Genomic DNA, 17,923 nt, shown 5'->3' on the forward strand with positions numbered 1-17,923 from the left:
AACCTAGTCGGCCCACACCTGCGGAGCAACGAACAACGCGCTTGCTCGTTCGCTCTCGTCGGAGACTAGCGGCCGATCCCGCTCCAGTCAGCGAGAACAGACGAAAAGTCCTGGTCAGACTCTCTCGACCAGGACTTTTCTGGACATACTGACCAACAATTTTGGCGTTAACGCGACGCAGCCGTGTCCACGGCGTCCCGTACCTCACCGGCGAACCGCGCGGCACTCGCGCGCAGCGCGGCCACGTCCGGACCGTGCCGCAGCACACCGCGGCTGACGTTCGGGACGACGTCGCGGACGGCCGCGCCGAAGACGCGGGGCAGGTCGGCGGGGGTGGCGCCCTGCGCGCCGATGCCCGGGGCGAGCAGCGGGCCGTTGATCGCGAGGTCCGCGCCGGCCGCGCCGAGCGTGTCGCCCAGGGTCGCGCCGACCACCGCGCCGTACGAGCCCATGGGCGCCGCGTCGGCGTTTTCGGCCTTCAAGTGCTCCAGCATCGTCGCGGCGACGCTCGCGCCCCCGGCACGCACCGCGTGCTGGACCTCCGCGCCCTCCGGGTTGGAGGTGAGCGCGAGGACGAAGACGCCGGTGCCGCTCTCGCGGGCCAGGTCCAGGGCGGGGCGCAGCGAGCCGTAGCCGAGGTAGGGGCTGACGGTGACGGCGTCCGAGAAGAGCGGCGAGGCCGGGTCGAGGTAGGTCGCGGCGTAGGCGGCCATGGTCGAGCCGATGTCACCGCGCTTGGCGTCCATCAGGACCAGCGCGCCGGCCTCCCGGGAGTCGGCGACGGCCTGCTCCAGGACGGCGATGCCGCGCGAGCCGAAGCGCTCGAAGAAGGCGGACTGGGGCTTGAGGACCGCGACGCGGTCGGCCAGGGCCTCCACGACGGTGCGGGTGAAGCGCTCCAGGCCGGCGATGTCGTCGGACAGGCCCCAGTCGGCGAGCAGCGAGGCGTGCGGGTCGATGCCGACGCACAGCGGGCCGCGCTCGTCCATGGCACGGCGCAGCCGGGCGCCGAAGGGCTCGAGGGTGGTGGTCTCGGTCACGGGGTTCCTCCGAGGTTCGGGGCAGGGCGGGGCGCGTGAGTCGGCTGCGGGCCGGTGGTCGGGTGGTGCTCACCCGTTCCGCACGGCGGAACGGGTGAGCACAACCCGAGCGGCGAGATCACGCCGTCGTCTCCCGCGCGGCAGCGCCCACCGCCTCGGCGAGGGTGGCGTAGGGGCTGGCGGCGAGCCTCTCGACCAGGCCCCGGTGGATCTTCCGGCACCAGAACGGGCCCTCGTAGATGAAGGCGCTGTAGCCCTGGACGAGCGTGGCACCCGCCAGGATGCGCTCCCAGGCGTCGTCGGCGGTCTCGATGCCCCCGACACCCACGAGGGTGATCCGGTCGCCCACACGGGCGTACAGACGGCTCAGGACCTCCAGCGAGCGGGCCTTGAGGGGGGCGCCGGACAGGCCGCCGGCTCCGATGGCCTCGACGGTGCGCTTCGGGGTCTTCAGGCCGAGCCCGTCGCGGGCGATGGTGGTGTTGGTGGCGATGATGCCGTCCAGGCCCAGCTCGAGCGCGAGGTCGGCGACGGCGTCGACGTCCTCGTCGGCGAGGTCGGGGGCGATCTTCACCAGCAGCGGCACGCGCCGCGTGGTGACCGTACGGTCGGCGGCCTCGCGCACGGCGGTCAGCAGCGGGCGCAGCGCCTCGGTGGCCTGGAGGTTGCGCAGCCCCGGCGTGTTCGGGGAGGAGACGTTGACGACCAGGTAGTCGGCGTGCGCGGCGAGGCGCTCGGTGGAGGTGACGTAGTCGGCGACGGCCTCGTCCTCGGGGACGATCTTCGTCTTGCCGATGTTGACGCCCACCGTCGTACGGAAGACTGCCTTCCGAGCGGCCAGGCGCTCCGCCACGGCCGCGGAGCCGTCGTTGTTGAAGCCCATGCGGTTGACGAGCGCGCGGTCCGCCACGAGGCGGAAGAGCCGCTTCTTGGGGTTGCCGGGCTGCGGCTGGCCGGTGACGGTGCCGATCTCAACGTGGTCGAAGCCGAGCATCGTCATGCCGTCGATGGCGGTGGCGTTCTTGTCGAAGCCGGCGGCGAGGCCGAAGGGACCGTGCATGCGCAGGCCGAACGCCTCGGTGCGCAGCGCCTTGTGGCGGGGCGCGAGGACGGCCGCGACGAAGGTGCGCAGCACCGGGACGCGGGCGGCCCGGCGGATCCAGCCGAAGGCCAGGTGATGAGCCCGCTCGGGGTCCATCCGCTGGAAGAGCAGTCGGAAGAGGAGGGAGTACATGGGAGGCCAGACCTTCGTTGGGCGAGCGGGGTACCCGTCAGGGCCGCCCGCCCTCCCCCGGCGGGGAGGGCGGGCGGGAGAGGATTACTGCCGGGCGGCGGTCAGGTGCTCCGCGTGCTCCTGCAGCGAGCGCACGCCCACGTCACCGCGGGTCAGCGCCTCGATGCCCTGGACGGCGGCCGCGAGGGCCTGGACCGTCGTCAGGCACGGCACCGCGCGGGCGACCGCGGCGGTGCGGATCTCGTAACCGTCGAGGCGGCCGCCGGTGCCGTACGGGGTGTTGACGATCAGGTCGACCTGGCCGTCGTGGATGAGCTGGACGATCGTCTTCTCGCCGTTCGGGCCCTCGCCCTCGCTCTGCTTGCGCACGACGGTGGCGTTGATGCCGTTGCGCTTGAGCACCTCGGCGGTGCCGGAGGTGGCGAGCAGCTCGAAGCCGTGGGCGACCAGCTCACGGGCCGGGAAGATCATCGAGCGCTTGTCGCGGTTGGCGACGGAGACGAACGCGCGGCCCTTGGTGGGCAGCGCGCCGTACGCACCGGCCTGCGACTTGGCGTACGCCGTGCCGAAGACCGTGTCGATGCCCATGACCTCGCCGGTGGAGCGCATCTCCGGGCCGAGGACGGTGTCCACGCCGCGGCCGGAGGCGTCGCGGAAGCGGCTCCACGGCATCACGGCCTCCTTGACGGAGATCGGCGCGTCGAGCGGCAGGGTGCCGCCGTCGCCCTCCTTGGGCAGCATGCCCTCCGCGCGCAGCTGTGCGACGGTCGCGCCCAGCGAGATGCGGGCGGCGGCCTTGGCGAGCGGCACGGCGGTCGCCTTCGAGGTGAAGGGGACCGTGCGGGAGGCGCGGGGGTTGGCCTCCAGCACGTAGAGGATGTCGCCGGCCATGGCGAACTGGATGTTGATCAGGCCACGGACGCCGACGCCCTTGGCGATGGCCTCGGTGGAGGTCCGCAGCCGCTTGATGTCGAAGCCGCCGAGGGTGATCGGGGGCAGCGCGCACGCGGAGTCGCCGGAGTGGATGCCGGCCTCCTCGATGTGCTCCATGACGCCGCCGAGGTAGAGCTCGTGGCCGTCGTAGAGCGCGTCGACGTCGATCTCGATGGCGTCGTCGAGGAAGCGGTCGATGAGGACCGGGTGCTCGGAGATCAGACCGGCGTGGCGGGTGAGGTACTCCCCCAGCGAGGGCTCGTCGTAGACGATCTCCATGCCGCGGCCGCCGAGCACGTAGGACGGGCGGACCATGACCGGGAAGCCGATCTCGGCGGCGATGCCCTTGGCCTCCTCGAAGGAGAAGGCGGTGCCGTACTTCGGCGCGGGCAGCCCGGCCTCGGTCAGCACCCGGCCGAAGGCGCCGCGCTCCTCGGCGAGGTCGATGGCCTCGGGCGAGGTACCGACGATCGGCACGCCGTTGTCCTTGAGGGCCTGGGCGAGGCCGAGCGGGGTCTGGCCGCCGAGCTGGACGATGACGCCCGCGACGGGACCGGCGAGGGTCTCCGCGTGGACGATCTCCAGGACGTCCTCCAGGGTGAGCGGCTCGAAGTAGAGCCGGTCGGAGGTGTCGTAGTCGGTGGAGACGGTCTCGGGGTTGCAGTTGACCATCACGGTCTCGTAGCCGGCGTCGCTGAGCGCGAAGGAGGCGTGGACACAGGAGTAGTCGAACTCGATGCCCTGGCCGATGCGGTTCGGACCCGAGCCGAGGATGATCACGGCGGGCTTCTCGCGCGGCGCGACCTCGGACTCCTCGTCGTAGGAGGAGTAGAAGTACGGGGTCTTCGCGGCGAACTCGGCGGCGCAGGTGTCGACCGTCTTGTAGACCGGGCGGACGCCGAGCGCGTGCCGGACCTCGCGGACGACGTCCTCGCGCAGGCCCCGGATCGCGCCGATCTGGGCGTCGGAGAAGCCGTGCCGCTTGGCCTCGGCGAGGATCTCCGGCTCCAGCTTCTCGGCGGCGGCGAGCTCCTGGGCGATCTCGTGGATCAGGAAGAGCTGGTCGACGAACCACGGGTCGATCTTCGTGGCGTCGAAGACCTCCTCCGCACTCGCCCCGGCACGGATGGCGTCCATGACCGTGTTGATCCGGCCGTCGGTCGGCACGACGGCCTTCGCGAGCAGCTCCGCCTTGTCGCCGGGCGCGGAGACGAAGTCGAACTGCGAACCCTTCTTCTCCAGCGAGCGCAGCGCCTTCTGCAGCGCCTCGGTGAAGTTACGGCCGATGGCCATGGCCTCGCCGACCGACTTCATGGTGGTGGTCAGCGTGGCGTCGGCGGCCGGGAACTTCTCGAACGCGAATCGCGGCACCTTGACGACGACGTAGTCGAGCGTGGGCTCGAAGGACGCCGGGGTCTTCTCGGTGATGTCGTTGGGGATCTCGTCGAGGGTGTAGCCGACGGCGAGCCGGGCGGCGATCTTCGCGATCGGGAAGCCGGTGGCCTTGGAGGCCAGCGCCGAGGACCGCGAGACGCGCGGGTTCATCTCGATGACGATGATCCGGCCGTCGTCGGGGTTGACGGCGAACTGGATGTTGCAGCCGCCGGTGTCGACGCCGACCTCGCGGATGATCGCGATGCCGATGTCGCGCAGCCGCTGGTACTCGCGGTCGGTCAGCGTCATCGCCGGGGCGACGGTGATCGAGTCACCGGTGTGCACGCCCATCGGGTCGAAGTTCTCGATGGAGCAGACGACCACGACGTTGTCGTTCTTGTCGCGCATCAGCTCCAGCTCGTACTCCTTCCAGCCGAGGATGGACTCCTCCAGGAGCACCTCGGTGGTCGGGGAGAGCGTGAGGCCCTGGCCGGCGATGCGGCGCAGCTCCTCCTCGTCGTGGGCGAAGCCGGAGCCGGCGCCGCCCATGGTGAAGGAGGGGCGGACGACGACGGGGTAGCCGCCGAGCGTGTCGACGCCCGCGATGACCTCGTCCATCGTGTGGCAGATGACCGAGCGGGCGGACTCGCCGTGGCCGATCTTGGCGTTGACGGCCTCGACGACGCCCTTGAACAGGTCGCGGTCCTCGCCCTTGTTGATCGCCTCGACGTTGGCGCCGATGAGCTCGACGCCGTACTTCTCCAGCACGCCGTTCTCGTGCATGGAGATCGCGGTGTTGAGCGCGGTCTGGCCACCGAGGGTGGGCAGGAGCGCGTCGGGGCGCTCCTTGGCGATGATCTTCTCGACGAACTCCGGGGTGATCGGCTCGACGTAGGTGGCGTCGGCGATCTCCGGGTCGGTCATGATCGTGGCCGGGTTGGAGTTGACGAGGATGACCCGCAGGCCCTCGGACTTCAGCACCCGGCAGGCCTGGGTGCCGGAGTAGTCGAACTCCGCTGCCTGGCCGATGACGATCGGGCCGGAGCCGATGACCAGGACGGACTGGATATCGGTGCGCTTAGGCACGCTGGCCCTCCATGAGCTTCACGAAGCGGTCGAACAGGTACGCGGCGTCGTGCGGACCGGCTGCTGCCTCGGGGTGGTACTGGACGCTGAAAGCCGGCTGGTCGAGCAGCTGGAGCCCCTCCACCACGTTGTCGTTGAGACAGACGTGGGAGACCTCGACGCGGCCGTAGGGGGTGTCGGTCGCGGCGTCGAGCGGGGCGTCGACGGCGAAGCCGTGGTTGTGCGCGGTGACCTCGACCTTGCCGGTCGTCCGGTCCTGCACGGGCTGGTTGATGCCGCGGTGGCCGTACTTCAGCTTGTACGTGCCGAAGCCCAGCGCGCGGCCGAGGATCTGGTTGCCGAAGCAGATGCCGAAGAGCGGCGTCTTGCGCTCCAGGACGGTCCGCATCACGGAGACCGGGTGGTCGGCGGTGGCCGGGTCGCCGGGGCCGTTGGAGAAGAACACGCCGTCGGGGTCGAGGGCGTAGATGTCCTCCGCGGTGGCGGTGGCGGGCAGGACGTGCACCTCGATGCCGCGCTCGGCCATCCGGTGCGGGGTCATGCCCTTGATGCCGAGGTCGATCGCGGCGACGGTGAACTTCTTCGCACCGATCGCGGGGACGACGTACGCCTCCTTGGTGGCGACCTCGGCGGCGAGGTCGGCGCCCTGCATCTCGGGGGCCTGGCGCACCTCGGCGAGCATGGTGCCCTCGTCGGGCAGGCTGTTGCCGGAGAAGATGCCGACCCGCATGGCGCCGCTCTCGCGGAGGTGGCGGGTGAGGGCGCGGGTGTCGATGCCGCTGATGCCGACGACGCCCTGGGCGACGAGTTCCTCGTCGAGGGAGCGGCGCGAGCGCCAGTTGGAGGGGATCCGGGCGGGGTCGCGCACCACGTAACCGGCGACCCAGATGCGGCCGGACTCGGGGTCCTCGTCGTTGACGCCGGTGTTGCCGACGTGCGGGGCGGTCATGACGACCACCTGGCGGTGGTACGAGGGGTCGGTCAGGGTCTCCTGGTAGCCGGACATGCCGGTGTTGAAGACCGCCTCGCCGAAGGTCACCCCCACGGCCCCGTAGGCGCGGCCGCGGAAGGTACGGCCGTCCTCCAGGACGAGTACGGCGGGAACCTTGCTGGCTCCCCGGGTGGAGGTCGTCATCGTGCGCCTTCCGTCTGGTTCTCGTTGTGCTGTGGTTGTGCCGGTGCCTGTAGCGAGGCGATCGCCTCGACCCAGGCCGCGTGCTCGGCCGCCCGGTCGGAGCGGAAGCCGGAGTCCAGCTGCTTGCCGCCGTGCTCCCAGGTGATCACCAGCAGGCCGCCCTCGGCGAGGACCTTGCCGGCGATGCCCTTGTCCAGCCGGGCGCCGCGCAGCCGGTCCGCGGGGATGAAGAAGTCCTGCGCCCCCGGCCGGACGACGCCCAGGCCTTGGTCCGTCAGGGTGAGCTCGACGCGGCTGCGGGTGCCGAGGCCGTGCGCGACCACGCGGTCGAGCCACTGCCCGGCGGTGGTGGAGCCGTGGTAGCGCCCGGTCATCGTGAGCGAGGGCGTACCCGGCTCGGCGGGGGCGGTGGGCAGCTCGGGCAGGTCGCCCTGGAGCGTGGCCCGCCACTTCCAGCCCTCGCGCATCAGCCAGTAGACGAGCGCGATGAAGAGCAGCAGCCCGACGACCCAGCCGATGCGCGCGGCCCAGTCGGTGACGTCCGCGGACTTCTGTTCGGCCGCCAGATTGATCAGTACAGATGTCACGCGAGATTCCCGTCCACGACCGTTGCCCGGCCCCGCAGGAAGGTGTGGGTGACGCGACCCGGCAGCTCGCGGCCCTCGTAAGGGGTGTTGCGGCTGCGGGAGGCGAAGCCCGCGGGGTCCACGACACCACGGTAAGCGGAATCGAGCAGGGTGAGGTTGGCGGGCTCCCCGGCGGCGATCGGCCGTCCGTGTCCTTCGAGGCGGCCGATGGCGGCCGGGCGGACGGACATCCGGTCGGCGACGGCCTCCCAGTCGAGGAGACCGGTGTCGACCATCGTGTGCTGGACGACGGACAGGGCGGTCTCCAGCCCCACCATGCCCATGGCCGCCGCGCCCCACTCGCAGTCCTTGTCCTCGTGCGGGTGCGGGGCGTGGTCGGTGGCGACGATGTCGATGGTGCCGTCGGCGAGCGCCTCGCGCAGGGCCATGACGTCGGCTTCGGTGCGCAGCGGCGGGTTGACCTTGTAGACCGGGTTGTACGAGCGCACCAGCTCGTCGGTGAGGAGCAGGTGGTGCGGGGTGACCTCGGCGGTCACGTCGATACCGCGGGACTTGGCCCAACGGACGATCTCGACCGAGCCGGCGGTGGAGAGGTGGCAGATGTGCACACGGGAGCCGACGTGCTCGGCGAGCAGCACATCGCGGGCGATGATCGACTCTTCGGCGACGGCCGGCCAGCCGCCGAGGCCGAGCTCGGCGGAGACGATGCCCTCGTTCATCTGGGCGCCCTCGGTGAGGCGGGGCTCCTGGGCGTGCTGGGCGACGACGCCGTCGAAGGCCTTCACGTACTCCAGGGCGCGGCGCATGATCACGGCGTCGTCCACGCACTTGCCGTCGTCGGAGAAGACCCGAACCCCGGCGGCCGACTCGTGCATCGCGCCGAGCTCGGCGAGCTTCTTGCCCTCCAGACCGACGGTGACGGCGCCGATGGGCTGGACGTCGCAGTAGCCGGACTCCTTGCCGAGCCGCCAGACCTGCTCGACGACGCCCGCGGTGTCGGCGACGGGGAAGGTGTTGGCCATGGCGAAGACGGCCGTGAAGCCGCCGCTGGCCGCGGCGCGGGTGCCGGTGAGGACGGTCTCGGAGTCCTCGCGGCCGGGTTCGCGCAGGTGGGTGTGGAGGTCGACGAGGCCCGGCAGCAGGATCTGCCCGTCGGCCTCGATGACCTGGGCGCCCTCGGCGGACAGGCCGACGCCGACCTCGGCGATGGTCTCGCCGTCGATGAGGACGTCCTGCGGCTCGCCGCCGAGGACCTTCGCACCGCGAATAAGGATCTTGCTCATGGTTACTTGTTCTCCTCGTTGCGGGCGGTGGAAGCGGACGCGGGCGCGTTCTCAGAATCGAGCACGGCCCCGCCGAGCAGCAGGTACAGGACGGCCATCCGGATGGAGACGCCGTTGGCGACCTGCTCGACGGCCGTGCAGCGCACGGAGTCGGCGACCTCGGCGGTGATCTCCATGCCGCGGTTCATCGGGCCGGGGTGCATGACGATGGCGTGCTCGGGCATCCGGGCCATCCGGTCGCCGTTCAGCCCGTACCGGCGCGCGTACTCGCGCTCGGTGGGGAAGAAGGCGGCGTTCATGCGCTCGCGCTGGACGCGCAGCATCATCACGGCGTCGGACTTCGGCAGCACCGCGTCGAGGTCGTAGGAGACCTCGCAGGGCCAGCGCTCGACGCCGATGGGCACGAGCGTGGGCGGCGCGACCAGGGTGACCTGGGCGCCGAGCGAGGTCAGCAGGTGCACGTTGGAGCGGGCCACGCGGCTGTGCAGGATGTCGCCGACGATGGTGATCCGGCGGCCTTCGAGATCGCGGCCGGTGCCGTCGCCGGGCCCCTGGTGGTGGGTGGGGCCGCCGTCGGCGGCGCCCGCCAGGTGGCGGCGCATGGTGAAGGCGTCGAGCAGCGCCTGCGTGGGGTGCTCGTGGGTGCCGTCGCCCGCGTTGACGACCGAGCCGCCGATCCAGCCGGAGGTGGCGAGCCGGTGCGGGGCGCCTGAGTCGCCGTGCCGGATGACGACGGCGTCCGCGCCCATCGCCTCCAGGGTCAGGGCGGTGTCCTTGAGCGACTCGCCCTTGGAGACCGAGGAGCCCTTGGCGGAGAAGTTGATGACGTCGGCGGAGAGCCGCTTGGCGGCGGCCTCGAAGGAGATGCGGGTCCGGGTCGAGTCCTCGAAGAAGAGGTTGACGACGGTGCGGCCGCGCAGGGTCGGCAGTTTCTTGATCGGCCGGTCGGCGACCCGCGCCATCTCCTCGGCGGTGTCGAGGATCAGGACGGCGTCGTCGCGCGTGAGGTCGGCGGCCGAGATGAGGTGGCGCTTCATCCGGTTACTCCGTGGTTGAGGAGGTATGGGGGTGCCTGGGCGAGCAGCTGCCGGGCATGCGGCGGCACGGTCCCGGGCCCTGTCGGGGTGCCGGGCCCGGCGCGGTGGGGCGTGGCGCTACTGCTCGTCGGCCGCGGTGGGCTCGCGGAGGCCGAGGAGCACGCTGTCGCGGCCGTCCTCCTCGGTGAGCTGCACCTTGACCGTCTCCCGCAGCGACGTGGGGAGGTTCTTGCCGACGTAGTCGGCACGGATCGGAAGCTCACGGTGGCCGCGGTCCACGAGGACCGCGAGCTGGACCGCGCGCGGGCGGCCGATGTCACCGAGCGCGTCGAGCGCGGCGCGGATGGTGCGGCCGGAGAAGAGCACGTCGTCGACGAGGATCACCAGCCGGCCGTCGATCCCGTCACCGGGGATCTCGGTGCGGGCGAGCGCGCGGGCCGGGCGGAGCCGCAGATCGTCGCGGTACATGGTGATGTCGAGGGAGCCGACGGGCATCTTGCCGCCGGTGATCTCTTCGAGCTTGGCTGCCAGTCGGCGGGCGAGGAAGACGCCACGCGTGGGGATGCCGAGGAGCACCACGTCGTCGGCGCCCTTGGCGCGCTCGACGATCTCGTGGGCGATCCGGGTCAGTACCCGGGCGATGTCCGGTGCTTCGAGCACGGGACGCGCGGAGCCGGTCGGGTTCGCCGCCGGTTTCACGTCACGGTTTGCGTCCATACGAAACGGACCTCCTTCTCCGCCTCACGGGACGGACTTTAAAGGACGTCGGATTAACGTGTTTCACGTTACCAGCACCGCAGGGAAACACTCGCCACCGCCCCGCGTGGACGAGGGTGTGGACCATTCGGCTTGACGAAGCCAGATTACGCTGCGTAACCTCACAGTGAGTAACCAGCCACGCGGCAGAGCCGCACGTTGATACAGCGTCCGGGGAGCTTTATGTCCAGCGAATACGCCAAACAGCTCGGGGCCAAGCTCCGCGCCATCCGCACCCAGCAGGGCCTCTCCCTCCATGGCGTCGAGGAGAAGTCCCAGGGCCGCTGGAAGGCCGTGGTAGTGGGTTCGTACGAGCGCGGCGACCGTGCCGTGACCGTGCAGCGCCTGGCCGAGCTGGCCGATTTCTACGGTGTGCCGGTGCAGGAGCTGCTGCCGGGCACCACGCCCGGCGGGGCCGCCGAGCCACCGCCGAAGCTCGTTCTGGACCTGGAGCGGCTGGCCCACGTGCCGGCCGAGAAGGCGGGCCCCCTCCAGCGCTACGCCGCGACCATCCAGAGCCAGCGCGGCGATTACAACGGCAAGGTGCTGTCGATCCGCCAGGACGACCTGCGCACCCTCGCGGTGATCTATGACCAGTCGCCCTCGGTGCTGACCGAGCAGCTGATCAGCTGGGGCGTGCTCGACGCGGACGCGCGCCGTGCCGTGCAGCACGAAGACGCCTGACGCCTGGCGTCGGTCGCCGTCTTCTGAGCAGACCGTGGCGAAAACCGCGGAAATCTGAGCAGAAACGTACCGCCGGGGGCGGTGGAACCCTTTCGGGTTCTCACCGCCCCCGGCGGTTTTTTGCGCTGTGTGGTCCCCGGCGGCTATTCCGCGCGCCGCAGACCCGGCTTGAGCTCCTTGAAACGGCCGAGCAGACCGTTGACGAAGGCGGGCGAGTCGTCGGTGGAGAACTCCTTGGCGAGCTGCACCGCCTCGTCGATCGCCACCGCGTCCGGGGTCTCGTCCTCCCAGATCAGCTCGTACGCACCGAGGCGCACGATGTTCCGGTCGGCGACCGGCATCCGGTCCAGGTCCCAGTCGACCGCGTAGGTGGCGATCAGCTCGTCGATCCGGGACACGTGCTGCGCGTATCCCTCGACCAGCTGCATCGTGTACTCGTTGACCGGCGGCTGCCGGTCGTCGGACCGCGAGTGCCGGACCCAGTCCGCGAGCACGTTCTGCACGGAGGAACCGCGCTGATCGGCCTCGAAGAGGATCTGGAAGGCGCGCTTACGGGCCTTGCTACGGGCGGCCACGGTTAGCTGTTCACCCGACCGAGGTAATCACCGGTGCGAGTGTCGACCTTGATCTTCTCACCCGTGGTGATGAAGAGCGGGACCTGGATCTCGTAGCCGGTCTCCAGCTTGGCGGGCTTGGTGCCACCGGTGGAGCGGTCGCCCTGGACACCCGGGTCGGTGTGCTCGATGACGAGCTCGACCGCGGCCGGCAGCTCGACGTAGAGCACCTCGTCGCCGTGCTTCGCGACGACGGCCTCGAAGCCCTCGAGCAGGAAGTTGGCGGCGTCACCGACGGCCTTGCGGTCGACGTGCAGCTGGTCGTACGTGTCCATGTCCATGAACACGAAGTACTCGCCGTCCATGTACGAGAACTGCATACCGCGCTTGTCGACGGTGGCCGTCTCGACCTTGACGCCGGCGTTGAAGGTCTTGTCGACGACCTTGCCCGACAGCACGTTCTTGAGCTTGGTACGGACGAAGGCGGGGCCCTTGCCGGGCTTGACGTGCTGGAACTCGACGACGGACCAGAGCTGGCCCCCGTCGAGCTTGAGCACCATGCCGTTCTTGAGGTCGTTCGTGGAAGCCACGGTTGCGGAATCTCCTGGACTGAAGCTGGTGGAACCAGGAGATGCGCGCTAGAGCGCGAGCAGCTCCTTGGTCGTGATGGTGAGTAGCTCGGGTCCGCCGTCCGCCTCAGGGCGGACGACGAGCGTGTCATCGATCCGGACGCCGCCCCGCCCCGGGAGGTGAACCCCCGGATCTACGGTGACCGGCACGCAAGCGTCCAGTTTACCCATGGCCGAGGGCGCCAACCGAGGGTCCTCGCCGATTTCGAGTCCCACACCGTGGCCGATGCGCGGTCCGAGCCGTTCTCCGTGCCCCGCGCCCTCCAGCACGAGCCGTGCCGCGCGGTCCACTTCGCGGTACGCGGCGCCCGGTGCGAGCGCCTCCCGACCGGCCCGCTGGGCTGCGAACACCTGCTCGTACAGCTCGATCTGCCAGTCCGCCGGGGAGGTGCCGATCACAAAGGTACGGGCCACCTCGCTGCGGTAGCCACGGTAGTCGGCACCCAGGCAGACACTGAGAAAATCGCCTTCCTCGACCCGGCGGTCGGACGGCGGATGACCGACCAGACCCGAATTCGGCCCGGAGCCGACCGAGGTCGGGAAGGCGGGGCCCCGCGCGCCGTGATCGATCAGCCGGCGCTCGAGTTCCAGCGCGAGATGCCGCTCGGTGCGCCCGACGAGGATCGATTCGAGCAGCTCGCCCAGGGCGTGGTCGGCGATCTCCGCGGCGATGCGCAGACTGGAGATCTCCTCGTCGTCCTTGACCATCCGCTGCTGCTCGACGGCCGTGCCGAGGTCCGCCAGACGCAGCCCGGGCGCGACGGAGCGCAGCGCGCGGTGCCGGGCCACGGTCAGATGGTGTTCCTCGACCGCGAGCGAGCCCACTTTGGCGGCCACGGCGCGCTCGGCACCCGCGACGGCCGGGTCGCCCTCCGGGGTCGGCAGCACCACGACCCGCAGGTCCTCGGCGGGCCGGCCGACCGAGGCGTCCGCGTACGGATCGTCGGCGCAGAACAGCACGTCCTGGTCCGGGCCGACGAGCAGCGCGGCGCCGGAGGGTGCCCCGCCGGCGAGATAGCGGACGTTGGCGTCACCGGAGACGAGGGCGGCCTCGCTGCCGGCCGCCTCGCACCGCTCGCGCAGCCGCGTGCGCCGTGCCGCGTAGACCTCGGACATGCTTCCGAGCGTACGGTCAGGCGCCGTGGGCGGCCGTTCCAGCGCGTCCGACCGAGGGCCGACCGGCAGCAGCCCCGCGGGTCTACCAGCTGGGCGGGCTGCTCAGTGAGCGGGCGACCACGTCGTCGAGGAGCCGGGCCGTGGTGGTGACGTCCTGCTGGGAGTTGTCGATGATGGGCAGACCGGAGCCGTACCAGCCGGCCATGCGGCCGTGGATCCGGGCGACCTCCTCGTCGCTGAGGCGGCGGTTGCCGCTGCGCGCGGCGTTGCGCTCCAGGACGACCTCGAGGCCCGGCAGCAGCACCACGGGCAGCAGACCGGGGCCGACGTGCCGCTTCCAGCCGCCGAGGCCCACGACGGGCCGGTCGGGGAAGACCGCGTCGTCGAGGATGCAGGAAATGCCGTTGGCCAGGAAGTTGCGGGCCGCGAAGCCGCAGGTGCGGCGGGCGAGCCGGTACTGGGCCTCGGAGTGGTCGTTCCACCCCGACTGCGGGTCCGCGAAGCCGGAGCGCACCCATTCGCGTACGTCGTCGAGGCTGATGTGGGCCGTGGGCACCCGGCGGGTGTCGGCCCAGTGCCGGGCCACGGTGGTCTTGCCCGCGCCCGCCGGACCGATGAGCAGCACCGCGACGGCGGCGACGGAGGGGTCGGCGACGGCCGTGGCCAACGGGAAGTGTCCGGTGACGGTTGCCCCGGGCGGGGTCACGGGGGGCGTCACGGGTGGGGTCCCGGCCGGTACCGGCACGGCAGGGGGCCACCCCGGGGCCTGGGGAGGCTGCGCCGGGGGGTGGGAGGGGGGCAGCGGCGGTCCCACAGGGTGCTGCATCCGGTGGCACTCCGTCTCGTTCGGGCGCGGGGCAGTGGGGCAGTGGGGCTTCCCCGGTCCCTCCCCCAGCTACCGGGGGCTCCGCCCCCAGACCCCCGGACCGCGCTGCGCGCGGTGTCCTCAATCGCCGGACGGGCTGATTCTTCAGCCCGTCCGGCGATTGAGGACCGGGGTCCGGGGCAGAGCCCCGGGAAACGGCGAAAGGGCGGGACCGGGGCCGAAACCCGACGGGAGCGTACCCGAGAGTAAGCGCCCGCCTCTCCCTAGGGGCAACGCCCGCGTCAGCCCGCGAGTTCCTCCGCCAGCGCCCGCAGCGCCAGCCGGTAGGAGCCGATGCCGAACCCGGCGACCGTGCCACTGGCGACCGCCGCGATGACGGAGGTGTGGCGGAACTCCTCGCGGGCGTAGGGGTTGGAGATGTGCACCTCGATGAGGGGCGCGGTGCGCTGGGCCGCCGCGTCACGCATCGCGTACGAATAGTGCGTGAAGGCCCCGGGGTTGATGACGACGGGGACCGAGCCGTCCGCGGCCTCGTGCAGCCAGCGGATCAACTCGCCCTCGTCGTTGGTCTCCCGGACCTCGACGGCGAGGCCGAGCTCCCCGCCGAGCCGGGTGCACTCCTCGACCAGGCCCTTGTAGGAGGTCGAGCCGTAGACGTCGGGCTCGCGGGAGCCCAGCCGGCCGAGGTTCGGCCCGTTCAGGACGAGCACCCGGCGCCCGCTCACGCGGCGATCTCCGCGTGCGCCGCCAGCAGCATCGCCGGGTCCGGTGCCTCCAGGACCGTCGGCTTCGCCAGGCCGTCCAGGACGATGAAGCGCAGCCGGTCGCCGCGGGACTTCTTGTCGACCTTCATGGTCTCCACCAGCTTGGGCCACTGGTCGCCACGGTAGGTGACGGGCAGGCCCACGGACTCGAGGATGGCGCGGTGCCGGTCGGCCGTCGCGTCGTCCAGACGGCCGGCGATCCGGCCGAGTTCGGCGGCGAAGACCATGCCGACGGCGACGGCCGCGCCGTGCCGCCAGTTGTAGCGCTCGTTCTTCTCGATCGCGTGGGCGAGGGTGTGGCCGTAGTTGAGGATCTCCCGCAGGCCCGATTCCTTCAGGTCCGAGGAGACGACGTCGGCCTTGACCTTGATCGCGCGCTCGATCAGCTCCGAGGTGTGCGGGCCCCGCGGCGTGCGGGCGGCCTCGGGGTCGGCCTCGATGAGGTCCAGGATCGCCGGGTCGGCGATGAAGCCCGCCTTGATGATCTCGGCGAGGCCGCTGACGTAGTCGTGGACCGGCAGCGACTCCAGCGCGGCGAGGTCGCACAGGACCCCGGCCGGGGGGTGGAAGGCGCCGACGAGGTTCTTGCCCTCGGCGGTGTTGATGCCGGTCTTGCCGCCGACGGCCGCGTCGACCATGCCCAGCACGGTGGTGGGCACGGCGATCCAGCGGACCCCGCGCAGCCAGGTGGCGGCGACGAAGCCCGCCACGTCCGTGGTGGCACCGCCGCCGACCCCGACGATGACGTCGGTGCGGGTGAAGTTGGTCTGCCCGAGCGCCTTCCAGCAGTAGGCGGCGACCTCGACGGTCTTGGCCTCCTCGGCGTTCGGGAGCTGGATCGCGATGGCCTCGTAGCCCTGCGCGGCCAGGTCCGCGCGGAGCACCTCACCGGTCTCGGCGAGCGCCTCGGGGTGGAGTACGGCCACCCGCTGGGCGGCGGTGCCGATCAGGCCGGGCAGCTCGCCCAGCAGCTGGCTGCCGACCAGGACCTCGTACGGCGCGGTGCCCGCGCTGCCGGCGACCTGGATACGGGTAGGGGCGTCGGTCATGCGTTCCTCACTGCGGGATGTCCGGTGTGTGGGCCCGGGGCAGCTGGAGTGCCTCCAGCACGGCGTCGGCCACCTGGGCCGGGGTGCGGCCGCCGGTGCCGACGACGGCGCGGGCGACCTCGGTGTAGAGCGGGCGGCGCGCCTCCATCAGCTCGCGCCACCGCTTGCGGGGGTTGACGGCGAGCAGCGGCCGCGGGGCGTCCAGGCCCACCCGGTGGACGGCGTCGGCGAGCTCGACGTCGAGGAAGACCACGGGCAGGCCCGTGAGCAGGGCACGGGTGGAGGGGTCCATGACGGCGCCGCCGCCGAGGGAGAGCACCCCGGGGTGCTCGGCCACGGCGGCGACCACGGCCCGCCGCTCCAGCTCACGGAAGTGCGGCTCGCCCTCGTCGATGAAGATCTCCGGGATGGGCTTGCCGGCGGTCCGCTCGATGTCGGCGTCGGTGTCCCGGTAGCCGGTACCCAGCCGCTCGGCGAGCAGGGCACCGATGGTGGACTTGCCCGCTCCGGGCGGGCCCACCAGGACGACCACGGGCGTGACGGGTGGGGTCACTTGATGGCCAGGTTGTCGAGGTAGCCGCGGACGTTGCGGCGGGTCTCGGTGACGCTGTCGCCGCCGAACTTCTCGACGACCGCGTCCGCCAGGACGAGCGCCACCATGGCCTCGGCGACGATGCCGGCGGCCGGGACGGCACAGACGTCGGAGCGCTGGTGGTGTGCCTGCGTCGCCTCGCCGGTGACGACGTCGACGGTGGCCAGCGCGCGCGGGACGGTTGCGATCGGCTTCATCGCGGCCCGGACGCGCAGCAGCTCACCCGTGGTCAGACCGCCCTCGGTGCCGCCGGAGCGGCCCGAGGTGCGACGGATGCCGTCCTCGGTGGCCACGATCTCGTCGTGCGCCTTGGAGCCGGGCACCCGGGCCAGCTCGAAGCCGTCGCCGACCTCGACGCCCTTGATGGCCTGAATGCCCATCAGAGCGGCGGCCAGGCGGGCGTCCAGACGCCGGTCCCAGTGGACGTGCGAGCCGAGGCCGACCGGCACGCCGTAGGCGAGGACCTCGACGACGCCACCGAGGGTGTCGCCGTCCTTGTGGGCCTGGTCGATCTCGGCGACCATCGCCTTCGACGCGTCGGCGTCCAGGCAGCGCACCGGATCGGCGTCGAGCCGCTCGACGTCGGAGGGCTTGGGGTAGACGCCGTACGGGGCCTTGGCCGCCGCCAGCTCCACCACGTGCGAGACGATCTCGATGCCGGCCGTCTCCTTGAGGAAGGAACGGGCGACGGCGCCGAGGGCGACGCGGGCGGCGGTCTCACGGGCGGAGGCGCGCTCCAGGACCGGCCGGGCCTCGTCGAAACCGTACTTCTGCATGCCCGCGAGGTCGGCGTGACCGGGGCGGGGGCGGGTCAGCGGGGCGTTGCGGGCCAGCGAGGCGAGCTCGTCGGGGTCCACCGGGTCGGCCGCCATGACCTTTTCCCACTTGGGCCACTCGGTGTTGCCCACCATGACCGCGATCGGGGAGCCCATGGACAGGCCGTGGCGGACACCGCCGAGGAAGGTGATCTCGTCGCGCTCGAACTTCATGCGCGCGCCGCGCCCATAGCCGAGGCGCCGTCGGGCCAGGTGGTCCGCCACCATGTCGGTGGTGATCGGCACGCCGGCGGGAAGGCCCTCCAGCGTCGCCACGAGTGCGGGGCCGTGCGACTCCCCGGCCGTCAGCCAGCGCAACCTGCTCAACGGGACTCCTCTTGCTCGCGCCTGGATCATGCGGTGGCGTGTCCGGAGCGCGTGCGCGGCCCGGGCCCGCCACCTCAGATCCTCCCACGACCCGGAGCCCTG

The 17,923-nt window shown here is 71.5% G+C and carries 17 protein-coding genes; 1 reads left to right on the plus strand and 16 read right to left on the minus strand.

Annotation, left to right across the window (positions count from 1 at the left end; all coding sequences use genetic code 11):
- Positions 1 to 167: 167 nt before the first annotated feature.
- From pyrF to pyrR, 8 genes are all read right to left on the minus strand, one after another.
- A complete protein-coding gene (gene pyrF, locus FHS38_RS12165) occupies positions 168 to 1,040 on the minus strand; it encodes an orotidine-5'-phosphate decarboxylase (protein ID WP_268246180.1) in 873 nt (290 codons plus the stop codon).
- 118 nt (positions 1,041 to 1,158) lie between these two features.
- Positions 1,159 to 2,274, minus strand: a complete 1,116-nt coding sequence (locus tag FHS38_RS12170; protein WP_184733545.1) for a quinone-dependent dihydroorotate dehydrogenase — start codon at positions 2,272 to 2,274, stop codon at positions 1,159 to 1,161.
- A gap of 84 nt (positions 2,275 to 2,358) precedes the next feature.
- Complete coding sequence (gene carB, locus FHS38_RS12175; protein WP_184733546.1) at positions 2,359 to 5,667, minus strand: carbamoyl-phosphate synthase large subunit; 3,309 nt, start codon at positions 5,665 to 5,667, stop codon at positions 2,359 to 2,361.
- Positions 5,660 to 6,802, minus strand: a complete 1,143-nt coding sequence (carA, locus tag FHS38_RS12180; protein WP_184733547.1) for a glutamine-hydrolyzing carbamoyl-phosphate synthase small subunit — start codon at positions 6,800 to 6,802, stop codon at positions 5,660 to 5,662. Before carA ends, carB begins: the two co-directional genes overlap by 8 nt.
- A complete protein-coding gene (locus FHS38_RS12185) occupies positions 6,799 to 7,389 on the minus strand; it encodes a PH-like domain-containing protein (protein WP_184733548.1) in 591 nt (196 codons plus the stop codon). The genes carA and FHS38_RS12185 overlap by 4 nt, the downstream gene beginning before the upstream one ends.
- Positions 7,386 to 8,672: a dihydroorotase gene (locus tag FHS38_RS12190; RefSeq protein WP_184733549.1), complete on the minus strand. Its 1,287-nt coding sequence runs from the start codon at positions 8,670 to 8,672 to the stop codon at positions 7,386 to 7,388. The genes FHS38_RS12185 and FHS38_RS12190 overlap by 4 nt, the downstream gene beginning before the upstream one ends.
- A gap of 2 nt (positions 8,673 to 8,674) precedes the next feature.
- Positions 8,675 to 9,709, minus strand: a complete 1,035-nt coding sequence (locus FHS38_RS12195) for an aspartate carbamoyltransferase catalytic subunit (protein ID WP_184733550.1) — start codon at positions 9,707 to 9,709, stop codon at positions 8,675 to 8,677.
- A 117-nt stretch (positions 9,710 to 9,826) separates the two neighbouring features.
- Complete coding sequence (gene pyrR / locus FHS38_RS12200) at positions 9,827 to 10,426, minus strand: bifunctional pyr operon transcriptional regulator/uracil phosphoribosyltransferase PyrR (RefSeq protein WP_184733551.1); 600 nt, start codon at positions 10,424 to 10,426, stop codon at positions 9,827 to 9,829.
- A gap of 222 nt (positions 10,427 to 10,648) precedes the next feature.
- Between pyrR and bldD the strand changes: the two genes are divergently transcribed.
- Positions 10,649 to 11,149, plus strand: a complete 501-nt coding sequence (gene bldD / locus FHS38_RS12205; RefSeq protein ID WP_004948690.1) for a transcriptional regulator BldD — start codon at positions 10,649 to 10,651, stop codon at positions 11,147 to 11,149.
- A 143-nt stretch (positions 11,150 to 11,292) separates the two neighbouring features.
- Here bldD and nusB read toward each other — a convergent pair whose 3' ends face one another.
- The 8 genes from nusB to aroC all read right to left on the minus strand — a co-directional run bounded on the left by nusB (position 11,293) and on the right by aroC (position 17,821).
- Positions 11,293 to 11,724 carry a transcription antitermination factor NusB gene (gene nusB, locus FHS38_RS12210; RefSeq protein WP_130876861.1) on the minus strand — a complete coding sequence of 144 codons (432 nt, stop codon included), beginning with the start codon at positions 11,722 to 11,724 and terminating at the stop codon, positions 11,293 to 11,295.
- 2 nt (positions 11,725 to 11,726) lie between these two features.
- A complete protein-coding gene (efp, locus tag FHS38_RS12215; RefSeq protein ID WP_130876862.1) occupies positions 11,727 to 12,293 on the minus strand; it encodes an elongation factor P in 567 nt (188 codons plus the stop codon).
- Between the two features lie 48 nt (positions 12,294 to 12,341).
- Positions 12,342 to 13,448, minus strand: a complete 1,107-nt coding sequence (locus tag FHS38_RS12220; RefSeq protein ID WP_184733552.1) for an aminopeptidase P family protein — start codon at positions 13,446 to 13,448, stop codon at positions 12,342 to 12,344.
- Positions 13,449 to 13,530: 82 nt separating this feature from the next.
- Complete coding sequence (locus FHS38_RS12225; RefSeq protein WP_184733553.1) at positions 13,531 to 14,274, minus strand: AAA family ATPase; 744 nt, start codon at positions 14,272 to 14,274, stop codon at positions 13,531 to 13,533.
- Between the two features lie 281 nt (positions 14,275 to 14,555).
- The gene (aroQ, locus tag FHS38_RS12230; RefSeq protein ID WP_184733554.1) at positions 14,556 to 14,999 is read right to left on the minus strand and encodes a type II 3-dehydroquinate dehydratase; all 444 of its coding nucleotides are present in this window, start codon (positions 14,997 to 14,999) and stop codon (positions 14,556 to 14,558) included.
- Positions 14,996 to 16,087, minus strand: a complete 1,092-nt coding sequence (gene aroB / locus FHS38_RS12235; protein ID WP_184733555.1) for a 3-dehydroquinate synthase — start codon at positions 16,085 to 16,087, stop codon at positions 14,996 to 14,998. Before aroB ends, aroQ begins: the two co-directional genes overlap by 4 nt.
- A 7-nt stretch (positions 16,088 to 16,094) precedes the next feature.
- The gene (locus FHS38_RS12240) at positions 16,095 to 16,640 is read right to left on the minus strand and encodes a shikimate kinase (RefSeq protein ID WP_184733556.1); all 546 of its coding nucleotides are present in this window, start codon (positions 16,638 to 16,640) and stop codon (positions 16,095 to 16,097) included.
- Positions 16,637 to 17,821 (minus strand): chorismate synthase, encoded by a 1,185-nt coding sequence (gene aroC / locus FHS38_RS12245; protein ID WP_184733557.1) that lies wholly within the window; start codon positions 17,819 to 17,821, stop codon positions 16,637 to 16,639. The genes FHS38_RS12240 and aroC overlap by 4 nt, the downstream gene beginning before the upstream one ends.
- Between the last annotated feature and the right edge of the window lie 102 nt (positions 17,822 to 17,923).

The organism is Streptomyces netropsis (genome assembly GCF_014203545.1).
Taxonomy (GTDB): Bacteria; Actinomycetota; Actinomycetes; order Streptomycetales; family Streptomycetaceae; genus Streptomyces; species Streptomyces netropsis.